This window comes from Psychrobacter sp. CR212, from assembly GCF_059693765.1.
The window spans coordinates 297057-310054 of record NZ_JCATIF010000002.1 but is presented as its reverse complement, the minus strand read 5'-3'; the positions used below and the strand labels follow the sequence as shown (position 1 = coordinate 310054).

The window sequence follows — 12998 nt, the reverse complement described above, 5'->3', positions numbered from 1 at the left end:
AGTAGGCTTGATCAATCTGGCAGTCCTCGCTTGGTTTTTATGATTGATATAACCTATGAGTTATCCTAATAATGACTATTGCTTCTACTCTACGCTTAAGCCTATATGGCGTTGCTCTTAGTGCCATTAGCACACTTGGCCTGATAGGCTGCTCGAACTCCTCTACTGACACAGCCGCCACTACTGAAAATAGCTCTGCTGCAGATGCAGAAAAACCTGCCAAATCTATTGCGATTACCCAAATCGTTGAGCATCCATCATTGGATGATATGCGCCGCGGTATTATTGATGAGCTGGCAGACAATGGGTATGTCGAAGGCCAAAACCTAACGGTCAACTTCCAAAGTGCACAGGGCAATACAGCGACAGCAGGACAGATTGCTAAGCAGTTTGCAGGAGACAATCCGGACGCCATCGTCGCTATCTCGACGCCATCGGCCCAGTCGATTGTCGCTGCGACCACTACTATTCCTATCATTTATACGGCCGTATCAGACCCACTAGGCGCTAAGCTCATCAATGAAGATGGCAAGCCTTTTCAAAGCAATTTGACGGGGTTATCGAGTCAGCTACCTCTAGAGCCGCAGTTAGACTTATTGCAGCAAATAAAGCCTGAGATGAAAACGATCGGCTACGTTTACAGCCCAGGCGAAGCAAACTCAGTGTCATTGCGTGATAGCCTAAAACAAGCGCTACCAGCACGAGGTCTGACATTGTTAGATATCCCTGCCAATCGTCCAACCGATATCGGCATGGCAACGCGTAGCTTGCAAGGACGCGCAGATATCATCTATACCTCATTTGACAATAATGTTGCTTCTGCTTTTGAGGCCATGACCCAAGCCGCGAATGAATTAAAATTACCGATTGTCGCGTCTGATGAGTTTAGCGTGAAGCGCGGCGCGGCAGCTGCTCTTGGTGTCAATGATTATGACTTTGGTCGTACCACAGGCAAGATGGTGTGCCGCGTATTAAATGGCGAGGCGATCAATACCATTGAACCTGCCGTCATGAACGATTTAACCTTATATATCAGCCCTAAGCATGCCAAAACGCAAGGCGTTAGTTTGCCAGCAGAGTTGCTAAAAAATGGCATCAATGTTGATGAACAAGCGCAAAGCACTGATAACAAATAGCACGAATAAAATAAATAGTGCTGAATAGTAATACTGAAAAATACCCTGTAGCCATCATAAGTGGCTCGCTTTACCCTTTTACCCATCTATTAAATAATGTACGGACACATTATTACTTTTAGGAGTCAGAACCATGTTGTATCAAAATCGTTTTAATTTTGGCAAAGCGTTACTACTAGGCGGTGTATGCACTGCTATCTTAACGGGTTGTAATCAATCAGCCCAAGATACTAGCACGACTGATACTGCGGCTACTGGCGATACTGCCACCGCAATGAAAACTGTTGCTATCACTGCTATCGTTGAACATCCAGCGCTTGATGATGTTCGCAAAGGCGTGATCGACGAATTAAACGAAGCAGGATTCAAAGACGGTGAAAACCTAACCGTCAACTTCCAAAGCGCACAGGGCAATACAGCGACTGCCGGACAGATTGCCAAACAGTTCGTCGCTGATGATCCAGATGTAATCGTCGCTATCGCGACACCATCTGCACAGTCTGTTGCCGCTTCTACTAGCAGCATTCCACTGGTATTCTCTGCGGTGACTGATCCAGTCGCTGCCAAGCTAGTGCCAAGTTTGGACGGCTCTGGCACCAATGTTACAGGCGCATCAGATGCCCTACCGTACGAGCCACAAATCGACTTGATGCATCAAATCATTCCATCATTAAAAAATGTCGGTTATGTCTATAGCCCAGGTGAAGTCAACTCAACGATTATCTTACAAAATCTAAAAGAGAAATTGACCCCTCAAGGCATTAACGTGCTTGAAGCACCAGCACAGCGTAGTAATGACATCGCAATGGCAGCACGCAGCCTAGAAGGTAAGGTCGATATGATCTACACCTCAACAGACAATAACGTGGTATCCGCTTACGAGTCACTCTATCAAATCGCCAAAGAAAGCAAGATTCCACTGATCGCCTCAGATACCAGCTCAGTTGAGCGCGGTGCGGTTGCAGCATTAGGCGTAGATTATTATGAGCTTGGCCGTGAAACGGGTAAAATCGTTGTTCGTATCTTGAATGGTGAAAAAGCAGGCGCTATCCCTGTTTACACCCCACAAGCGCTTAACCTGTATGTCAGCCCAAAACATGCTGAAGAAGAAGGCATTACTTTGTCACAAGCGGTTATCGATAAAGCAAAAGAAGTGGTAGAATAACGCACCTTTGTATTTGGCTTACCATAGCAGCCATGAGCAAAATCATAGTATGAATCAGTGATTGCGCTTTTGTGCTGTCATGCTAAATGTTCGACAAGAAACCCAGCTATGAGTCAGTAAGCTGGGCTTCTTGTTTCAGCAGAACTCATTTAAATAGCTTGTTTCATATATTGCTGTAGTTAGCTTATGGCTTATCTACTATTTGTTAAGTAAAATACATTTTTGCTGCATTAAATATTGCCATGGCTCGAACTATAGCTTTAAACCAAGGTAACTTATGATCGTTGTTAATCGTGACCTGTTTTGGTTTACCCTAACCGCAGATTGCTTAATCTGTTAAATTCACCGCTTAGCTGTTTAGCATTTAGATGGTTTTGGCGCTTGCCACTCACCTATCTTGGTTCCATACGCTAGACACTGAGTTATGACTTACTGATCTCTTATGTCTTTAATTGCTTTTTTTGGTGCGCTTGAAAGTGGTCTGATCTATGGCCTCGTCGCACTTGGTGTGCTGATCTCATTTCGTACGCTTGACTTTCCTGACTTGACGGCTGACGGTAGCTTTCCGCTGGGCGGCGCGGTCACTGGCATCTCTATCGTTGCGGGTGTCAATCCGTGGCTCGCCTGTGCTTTTGGTATGCTAGCAGGGTCAGTCGCTGGTATCGTCACCGCATGGCTGCATGTCAAACTTGGCATCTTACAGCTGCTTGCCAGTATCTTGGTGATGGTGGCCCTATATTCTGTCAACCTACGCATCATGGGCGCCCCAAACCTACCGCTACTTGGTGAAACGACGGTATTTAGTACCTTAGTGACTAATGGCAATGGTTATTGGATGCGCTGTCTGATTATCGGGATCGTCGTGGCGATTGCTATGATATTTTTAAACTGGTTTTATAGTACCGAAACTGGTTTATCAATGCGTGCTACTGGCTCAAACTTGAGAATGGCACAAGCACAAGGTATTAATACCTCATGGATGACCATCATCGGTATGGCGATCTCTAACGGTTTGATTGCCTTGGCAGGTGCGCTATTTGTCCAGACCCAAGGCGGCGCTGACATCTCTATCGGTATCGGCACCATCGTCATCGGTCTAGCAGCAGTCATCATTGGTGAGACCATCATTCCTGCCAAGCGTATTTGGTTAATTACCTTTGCGGTTGTGGTCGGTGCAGTATTGTACAAGCTGTTTATTCAGGTCGCACTATCGAGCGATACGCTGCGTAGTATCGGCTTTGGCCCGCAAGATTTGAACTTAATTACCGCGTTACTCGTGGTACTGGCTTTGGTCTTACCAAAAGCGAAAACGAAGTTTTTATCACGCAAAGTTCGCGCCTAATGACAGTTTAAGCAAGTATCAACAGCACTTGCTTTGCCCGAAGAGACAATAAGGAATAACGATTATGATGCAAGCCACCGATTTACAGTTGACCTTTAATCCAGGCACACCTATCGAAAACCCTGCCCTACGTGGTATTAGTTTGAATATCGCTGATGGTGAGTTCGTCACTGTTATTGGTACCAATGGTGCAGGTAAATCGACTTTTTTGAACGCCGTCAGCGGTACCACGCGCGTCGATAGTGGCTCAATCTTGCTAAATGGCATTGATGTCACCAAAAAATCCGCCCATCAACGTGCACACTGGGTCGCTCGTGTCTTTCAGGATCCGATGGCAGGTACTTGTGAAGCGCTGACCATTGAAGAAAACATGGCCTTGGCCTATAAACGTGGCGGCAAGCGCGGTTTGAAGTTTGCACTAAATCAAAACAACCGTGACTTGTTCCGTGAAAAACTGTCTGTGTTAAAACTGGGACTAGAAAATCGCCTGACAGACCGTATGGGGTTGCTCTCTGGTGGTCAACGTCAAGCGGTGAGCCTGCTGATGGCATCGCTACAGCCCTCTAAGATTTTGTTGCTCGATGAGCATACTGCGGCCCTTGATCCAAAAACTGCCGCCTTTGTTTTAGAATTGACAGATAAAATCGTCACGGACAATAGGCTCACCACCATGATGGTGACGCACTCTATGCAACAAGCATTGGCACATGGTACGCGCACCGTGATGCTACACCAAGGGCAAGTGGTCTTGGATGTATCTGGAGATATTCGCAAGGGCATGACCGTGCATGATCTATTAGATATGTTTGAGCAAACACGTGGTGAAAAGGTTGAAGACGATAGCTTAATTTTGAGCTAATATTTTCCAACTTATGAATTTTATGTAGCAGATATAACTGTTTTAGCTGCTCCTAAAACCTTCGAGAAAATTGATGTTTCTTGAAGGTTTTTTGTTATCTATGGTTACTACTGCTACACACGGCACAGTGGGCATTATATAGTGATGAAACACCACCATTATGCCGCCATTTATCGATGAGGTCTGTCATGCGCAAAATTCCTATTTACTCTCATCCTGCTGCTGGGTGGCCTGCGCTGATCTCATCGACTCAAAAACTGATGGACTATCAGACATTTTTGCGAGGCAGCCTTAGTGTCCTAAAAAGCAATCAACCTCAGGGCGGATTTGACTGCCCTGGCTGTGCATGGCCTGACCATAAATCACACAAGACCATTGATGTCTGTGAGAACGGAATCAAGGTCATTGCTAGTGAGACCATGACGCACAAAGCTGACGCCGATTTTTTTGCAAGGCATACCGTGACCGAGTTACAAGGATGGTCTGGCTACGAACTTGAGCATAGTGGTCGTTTATCAGAGCCTGTCTATTATGATGCCGCGCAAGATCGCTATGTCCCTATTCCTTGGGAAGCGGCTTATAGTCTAATCGCTGAGCAGCTTGGAAAGCTTGACTCACCCAATGAAGCGCTATTTTATACATCAGGGCGCGTGACCAACGAGCCTGCCTTCTTATATCAGTTATTTGTGCGCTGTTTTGGCACCAATAATTTGCCTGATTGCTCTAATATGTGTCATGAACCAACGTCCGTCATGCTCAGCAAACAGTTAGGTATCGGTAAAGCGACAGTCATGCTAGAGGATTTTGAGCAGGCCAAGCTGATATTGATGTTTGGACAAAATCCAGCGACCAATCACCCGCGCATGCTCGAGATGCTCGCCCACGCGCATGAGCAAGGGTGCCGCATCATCTCGATTAATCCGATGCGCGAGCAAGGCTTGAGTAGATTTAGAAATCCGCAAAAACCAATGCATATGGCTGCCGGTCAAAGCGCTGATATGGTCGATGATGTCATTCAAATTCAAATCGGCGGTGATGCAGCGCTATTGACGGGTATTGCTAAATGGTTGATTGAAAATGATAGAATCAACCATGATTTTATTACCACTCACACCTCAGGGTTTGAGCCGCTAAAACAATGGCTAACAGCGCAAACTTGGGAAGATATCACACTTGGCTGCGGTATTTCTCAGTCCGATATTATCAGCTTAGCGGGACTAGTGGCTGATAGTTCAGCGACCATTTGCACTTGGGGCATGGGTATCACCCAGCATGTGCAAGGCGATGACAATGTTGCGATGATTACCAATTTATTGCTGCTAATGGGTATGATTGGTATTGATGGTGCGGGCGCCTCCCCTGTTCGTGGTCACTCTAACGTTCAGGGCGATCGTACCATGGGTATCCATGAACGCCCGAGTAAAACCTTATTAGACAGTCTAGAGCGCGTCTTTGAGCGTCCTATGCCAAAAGAGCATGGCTATGATGTCGTCACAGGCGCCAAAGCCCTTATCAAAGGTGAATTAAAAGTGTTTATGGGTATGGGCGGTAACTATGCCGTGGCCGCCCCTGATACGAGCGCTATTCAACAAGCATTAACCACCACTAAACTCAATATATTTGTCGGTACCAAGCTCAATGAAACGATGCTATATCCTGGGGCAAACAACATCATTCTGCCTTGTCTAGGGCGTACTGAGCGTATCCTGACAACAAAAGGTGAGCAGTTTGCAACGATTGAAGATTCAATGTGTCAGATAGTTCCAACCCAAGGTAAGCTTAAACCTGTGAGTGATACCTTAAAGTCTGAGGCAAAGATTATAGCGGAGCTTGCGACACATGTACTTGGTGCTGACTCCTCTATTCCTTGGCTTGCCATGAGCGAAGATTTTGATCTCATTCGAGACTATATCGCCCAAGCTATTAACGGTTTTGAAGACTTCAATCAGCGCATTCGTACCAATGAGCGCGGGTTTCATTTGTATCATGCAGCGCGTCATCGTGTATGGAATACCGAGAGTGGCAAAGCTCAGTTTGAAGTACCACAATACCCTATCACTTATGTCGCTGCCCAAATGGCAGATACACATGACATTGATCATGAGGACACAACGCAAAAGGTTTGGCAATTGACCAGTGTCCGTAGTCACGATCAATTTAATACCATGATATTCGGGTTTAAAGACCGCTATCGCCAGACTAATCGCCGCGATGTGCTATTCATGCATCCAGATGAAATCAGCCGCCTAGGCTGGCAAAAAGGAGATCAGGTGATGGTATCGCGGCACGCCAGCAGCTCAAGCCACACAGCGCATAAAAACAAGCCGCGCGTACTAGGGCCTCTCATATTGACTGAGATGGATATCGCCGCCAATGCCGTCGCCGCCTATTATCCTGAATGTAACGACCTGTTTGATTTGGATACCCATGCGCCAGACTCTCATATCCCAGCATACAAATCGACGACCGTGATCTTAGAGCGTGTGAATACAAGTGTTCAGACAGCCGAACCTGTATAAGTGGTGATGATCACTGAAAGTAATTTTGAGCAAAGTGAGTCCTCTAGCAAAATGGCTATGATGGCAGAGACAACTGAAACTAGAGTAGTTATGACTGAGATATCTGAGGATAATGATAATGGCGCAACCGAGACAATGCTCGCTCGCAAACATTTAGCGCAGAAGCATTATTATCCATCGGACAAGGCTCATGGAGCCGATATACCTCAAAGCTGTATTGAGTCTCAAACCACCAGTTTGGCAGTAGAGGCAGCGGTATCAATCGTTATTAATGGGATTCATTATGCGGTACTGATGGCCAGCCCTTACCAACTAGAGTATTTGGCTGTTGGGTTCTTATTTAGCGAGGGTTTGATTCAGCACAGTTATGAGTTGCTTGATTGGGAAGTGACACATCTTACGGATATTGCCATCTACCAAAAGTTTGCTCAATCCTTAAACGATGGGGATCTTGAATCCGCCTCCATTGAGCAACGCTTAGAGCAATTCCAAGATTATGATATCTATGTCGTAGAGCTGGTGCTAAACCAGCGCTGCCATCAGCGTATCCAAGCACAAAAGCGTCAACTGGCGGGGCGTACAGGCTGCGGCATGTGCGGTATTACGGGCCTGACACAGGCATTGCCCGACTTGAGCCACTACTCACAAGCAAACATACATGGTTCTAAAGCAACCATGCCAAGCCTTGAGTATCTATTAGCACTACGTCAGCAAGTAGATTCCGCACAGCATACACACCAACTGACAGGAGCTGTGCATGCCGCAGCGACGATATACAATCAGCAGTTGTACTTGTTTGAGGACGTAGGCCGTCACAATGCACTAGACAAACTGATTGGCTGGCAACTGCGACAAAAAGTAGAGGTTGATTGCGTACTCATGACCTCACGATTATCGATTGAGTTGGTACAAAAATCGATTCGGGGGCGTATCCCTTGGCTCGTTGGCATGTCTGCGCCCACCAGTACGGCCGTACGGGTCGCCCAGCGCTATGGTTTGGGGCTGGCTGGGTTTTTGCGTGACAATAGAGTCACCTACTACACTGGTATTTGATGAGTATTGCCTAACCACATTTTCTAAATCCTGTCGTTATCATCGATTCGTTTACTTTGATACCCTCACATTGATCATTCAATACTGCCACCATTCAATACGTTAGCCTTATTGATACCCTCACAAACACCTTTTCATAAACCCCATTTGTCAATGCCATTTTTCTTGAGGTCTGCCTCTGCCTTTTGGTCATTTATTACAGATAACTGACCGATAGATTTGAGCTTCACGGCAGAATAGGGTACCCTTAGTGCACGAGTATGTTACACATAGTTAACATAGCTGTAGTTTTATTTATAAATACTGAGCCTATGATGCGACGCATCAGGGCTGTAGCGTGTTTGATACTTAACTACAGGTAATGCGTCAATTACCTAATCATGGGCAAAAATTCGCTCATGCTTGGGTGTATTTCAGCCGGCTATACATATTAGCCGATAAAGCTGTCTACACTTAGCACCGTCATCAGCAGATGACTGAGTGCTTATCCATAATTTTGCTGTAGATACCTGCCTTGTCAGCGCTCTATAGCAGCCAGCTACTATCAAGTATGACCACTTGACAGCGTGATGGACTATCCATCAACAGACGCATGCTGAGGACTGCCCTGCGATTTTTGTGAGACGTGGCTCACTGTTGCATGTGATTTTCTCAAATGACGTACAACAGTGAGTAACCGGCATGATGTCAATGGGCAGTTGTCATTTACAGGTTGCAGGCTCTACTCTTAAAACACTAAGTGCGCCAGCGCGCTGCATTTGGGTCGGCGCTGACCGCTTTTTATGACGGCCAATTGTTAGCACTGTGTGATGCCTCTACATAAGCATTTTATGGGCTTTATTATATTCTTAACAGTTTTGGATAAAGTATACTATTAAACTTTTATTTATGTAAAATAATCGCGAGGTATGAATTTGAAAACTGAGTCACTGTTCCAATTTTCATCGTTAACCATTATTTTATTGTTGTTAGCGTTTTATGGCGGCACGTATTTGTTGTCATTGCTGATCAAAAAAGACAAAGAAACCACTTCAGGATTTATGGTGGCAGGCCATGGCGTCGGCTTTGGCATGGGTGCTGCTAGTATGACCGCTACTTGGATTTGGGCGGCATCGTTTTATGCGGCGGCGACCTCTGGCTACAAGTATGGCGTATCAGGGCCGATACATTACGGCTTTTGGGGCGCGCTGATGATCTTATTCATCTATCCTTTTGGTATGCGCTTTCGTGAGCTTGCACCCGATGGTCATACCTTAGGTGAGCTTATCCACGCCCGCCATGGCTCATCAAGCCAATTAATTTTAGCCATATCCAACCTTATGGGCAGCTTAATTAGCTTGATGGTCAACTTTACTGCAGCTGGGGCGTTGGTGTCGGTATTATCGCCATTATCGTTTCAGACGGGGGTCATGATTGCAGGTATCGGGGTGCTAAGCTACACCCTAACCTCAGGGTTTCGCGCTTCCGTCTTTACAGACTTTGCGCAATTGGTCGCTTTGATGGCCATCGGTATTGTCATTATTCCAGCGGTACTGTTTGCGATGGGTGGGCCGCAAGTCATGGTCGATGGCCTCGCTAACCTCACGCTTGAACAGCAGGATTTCTTTTCATCCGAAGCGTTTTTTCAGCAAGGAGCGCCCTATTTTGTCGCTGTACTTGCTTATGCGATTGGTAACCAAACCATCACGCAGCGCTTGTTTGCGATCGATAAGACTAAGATTAAACAGACCTTTATTACCGCCACGGTCGGCTATGCTGGCATCGTCATCGGTCTTGGTATGATCGGATTGATGGCTTTGACCATCGGTATCGAGCCGCTAAATGGCGATATGAATAATCTGATTCCGCAAATGGTCAGCACTTACTTGCACCCTGTATTTATCGCCTTGTTCTTTATCTTGGTCATTGGCTCACTATCATCGACAGCCGACTCGGATTTGTCGGCCTTATCGACCATTATGATGGCGGATGTGTATGGCAAAAACATTGCCAAAGGCCGCGTCAAGCCTAAAACAATGATGCTCGTTGGTCGTAGCACGATGATTATCGCCACCGCTGCTGGACTGATCTTTGCCAGCTTTAAGCTAGATATTTTGGTGATGTTAGTCTTTGTAGGGGCGCTGTGGGGCGCGATTGTTTTTCCGGTCATCGCCAGTGTGTTTTGGAACCGCGTGACCAATACCGCCTTTACCTCGGCGGTCATCATCGGCCTGCTGCTATTCTGTGTGGTACGCTTTGAGCTGCTACCGATGACAGGCTTTACTGCCCTTTTCTTTGAAATACTGGCCAGTGTGGGCGCCGCAGTCGTGATTGGACTGATGGTCTTTGGCTTTTTGGGTCGTAAAATCGGCATGGTAGCGGCAGCGATCACGCTGATACTGATGCTTATTTTTGCCACAGGCTTCTTACGTCAGTACATGGTACTACTGGCCTCACTAACGGCCTATGGTGCTAGCACCATCGTTTGTATCATCGTTAGCCTCATGGGTGATGAACACTTTGATTTTGCTTTAATCAATCAACGTGTCGGCGATTATGATGAAAAAGCCAAGGCATCGACCTCTGAGCTTTCATAAACACAGGTAGCGAGCACCGCTTGCGGGTTTGGCAGTTGGTCAATATGTGACCAGCTGCACAGGCAACCCTTCATAAATACTATAAGGAGATATCATGGACAACGTCTTTATCTACGGCTTATATATTTTAATTTGGCCAGCCATTACGCTCGGCGTGCTGGTATTGATTTGTACCGCGACTTATCGCGATATCAAACGAGCCAAACGTAATAACGAAGAGATATTATAAAAGTACACACTCAATGATCAGTACTCTCATCAGTGAGTCCGGCTCGCTGATGAGCCTGAATACGCAAAAAACTCATAAAAAAGCACTAAAATCAGCACAAGTGAGCAAATAAGCTATTTTTAGCCAAAAAATGACTTGTAATTTAAATTATTTTTGCTAATATAGTCCACCTTGATTGGCTGGATGGCAGAGTGGTCATGCAGCGGACTGCAACTCCGTTAACGCCGGTTCGATTCCGACTCCAGCCTCCAATTATTTATTAACTTTACGTTAATTTTGGCTTGCATTATTATCTCAACTGATTATAATAGCGACCACTTATCTAGTAACTAGATGGTCTATCAGCTAGTTTACATGTTAGATAATACAAGTTTTGCCCGGGTGGTGAAATTGGTAGACACAAGGGATTTAAAATCCCTCGCTAGCAATAGCGTGCCGGTTCAAGTCCGGCTCCGGGTACCATTATATAGTTCTATACTATCTTATAGAATAGCTAAAGCCCCTGATATCAGGGGCTTTGTTGTATCTGGCATCCTATACTGTCTTATGAATCTTTCCTAATCCATGCACTTTGAGTATACTGTCAAGTATACTGAGTTTTGAGTGTACTCATGGAGATCTAGGTTATGGAAAGAAAAGCGATAAGTTCAGATCGAAGCATCAGCAGTCATAAGCCTGAAGACAAGAAGTACTTCGTTGCTGTTAAAAACCATCCTAAGCTATTCTTAATGGTACGTCCTACTGAAACTAAGTCATGGATGTACCGCTACTACCCTCCTTCAAATCCTAAGCAAAGTATTATATCCATCGGTATATATCCAAGTATCTCGTATGCTCGTGCTTGTGAAATATGGCGTGAGTATGAAGAACTTCTAAGCAAAGGTATTGATCCCAAAACATATCGTGAAGAAGAAAAGAAAAGACTTGTTAATAAAACTAAAAAAAGCTTTAATCATTTTGCATGGGAGTATTTTGATAGTTTAGATCAGACTCAAAAGAGCAATACGCTTATTCGCAAAAGAGGTCGGCTTGAGCTGATTTGCTCATACATAGGTGATGAGCCTATCAGCGAGATCAGCTCACCTAGAATGCTTGAAGTACTGTTAGACATCCAAGCGAACTCATTAAATAAGGCTGGCAAGCCTACAGACAAGGCTGAACGCTGCGCAGGTATCGCTAGTGACGTATTTGTATATGCGGGTGCTCGTGGCTTCTGTACGAGCAATCCTGCGGCATTAATTAAAAGTCAGTTGGCTAAGTCAAGCTACGGTCATCGCCCTGCGATCACTAAGCCTAAAGAGCTTGCTAAGCTGCTACGTGATATAGAAACTATAGAAGGTGAACCAAACACGATAAACTCGCTTAGGCTATTAGCATTACTATTTGTGCGTAATGGTGATCTCAGGCGTATGCGGTGGGCTGATATTGATCTTGATGCTGGCAGGTGGACACTAAAGCCGCTAAAGGGACAAGGTAAAGTGAACATGGTCAAGGATATGGTGGTTCCCCTACCTCGTCAGGCAGTAGCAATCTTGCGTGAACAGCAAAAGATCAATGGTCATACTCCTTATGTGTTTTTTAGTCAGACGGCAAAAAAGCATCAGATTATTTCTGATGCGACGGCGAATAAGCGATTAAAAGATTTGGGCTACCAGGATGTACACTGTGCTCATGGCTTTCGAGCGACAGCGAAGACCATCCTACAAGAGCAGTTAAAGTATCCGCTTGTGCTTGTAGAGATGGCATTAGGTCATACGACTAAAGACCCTAATGGCACGGCTTATGGACGATTCGAGTACATTGACGATCGCAGTGAGATGATGCAAAACTGGGCGGACTACTTAGATGCGCTCAGAGAAGGTAGAGATACCCCATCGTTTAGAGCCGATGCGAAAGACTATGCTGATCCCACAGCCCAGCTGCAAGCGTTGATTGATCAACTTGGCGAGGATAAGGTTTTGGACTTGCTTGAAGCTAGTAAACCAGACTAGGTATTTAAATTTATTCAATAATATACTATTTACTAAAAACCTTTTTTGACCTGTACTCTTAATTGATTATTTGAATCTAATGAACTTAACAGTAATACAAACGAAGTTTTAGAACCTAAATCTTCTAT

The 12998-nt window shown here is 45.4% G+C and carries 9 protein-coding genes and 2 tRNA genes; all 11 read left to right on the top strand.

What is annotated here, in order from left to right:
* Positions 1–71 precede the first annotated feature (71 nt).
* The 11 genes from AC58CZ_RS05635 (at position 72) to AC58CZ_RS05585 (ending at position 12870) form a co-directional block, all read left to right on the top strand.
* A complete protein-coding gene (locus AC58CZ_RS05635) occupies positions 72–1136 on the top strand; it encodes an ABC transporter substrate binding protein (protein WP_494223790.1) in 1065 nt (354 codons plus the stop codon).
* Between the two features lie 133 nt (positions 1137–1269).
* On the top strand, positions 1270–2301 hold the full coding sequence (locus tag AC58CZ_RS05630) for an ABC transporter substrate binding protein (RefSeq protein WP_494223791.1): 1032 nt from the start codon (positions 1270–1272) through the stop codon (positions 2299–2301).
* Positions 2302–2743: 442 nt separating this feature from the next.
* Entirely contained in the window at positions 2744–3643 is a 900-nt protein-coding gene (locus AC58CZ_RS05625) for an ABC transporter permease subunit (protein ID WP_494223792.1), read from the top strand.
* Positions 3644–3707: 64 nt separating this feature from the next.
* Positions 3708–4502: an ABC transporter ATP-binding protein gene (locus tag AC58CZ_RS05620; protein ID WP_286707739.1), complete on the top strand. Its 795-nt coding sequence runs from the start codon at positions 3708–3710 to the stop codon at positions 4500–4502.
* 188 nt (positions 4503–4690) lie between these two features.
* Complete coding sequence (locus AC58CZ_RS05615; RefSeq protein ID WP_494223793.1) at positions 4691–7021, top strand: FdhF/YdeP family oxidoreductase; 2331 nt, start codon at positions 4691–4693, stop codon at positions 7019–7021.
* 90 nt (positions 7022–7111) lie between these two features.
* Positions 7112–8074, top strand: a complete 963-nt coding sequence (gene fdhD, locus AC58CZ_RS05610; protein ID WP_494223794.1) for a formate dehydrogenase accessory sulfurtransferase FdhD — start codon at positions 7112–7114, stop codon at positions 8072–8074.
* A gap of 908 nt (positions 8075–8982) precedes the next feature.
* A complete protein-coding gene (locus AC58CZ_RS05605; RefSeq protein ID WP_494223795.1) occupies positions 8983–10650 on the top strand; it encodes a sodium:solute symporter family transporter in 1668 nt (555 codons plus the stop codon).
* Between the two features lie 94 nt (positions 10651–10744).
* Positions 10745–10879 carry a putative transporter small subunit gene (locus AC58CZ_RS05600; RefSeq protein ID WP_208855952.1) on the top strand — a complete coding sequence of 45 codons (135 nt, stop codon included), beginning with the start codon at positions 10745–10747 and terminating at the stop codon, positions 10877–10879.
* Positions 10880–11056: 177 nt separating this feature from the next.
* Positions 11057–11130, top strand: a tRNA-Cys gene (locus AC58CZ_RS05595).
* A 124-nt stretch (positions 11131–11254) separates the two neighbouring features.
* Positions 11255–11341: transfer RNA gene (locus tag AC58CZ_RS05590), tRNA-Leu, on the top strand.
* A gap of 164 nt (positions 11342–11505) precedes the next feature.
* A complete protein-coding gene (locus AC58CZ_RS05585; protein ID WP_494223796.1) occupies positions 11506–12870 on the top strand; it encodes a tyrosine-type recombinase/integrase in 1365 nt (454 codons plus the stop codon).
* The last annotated feature ends 128 nt before the right edge of the window (positions 12871–12998 follow it).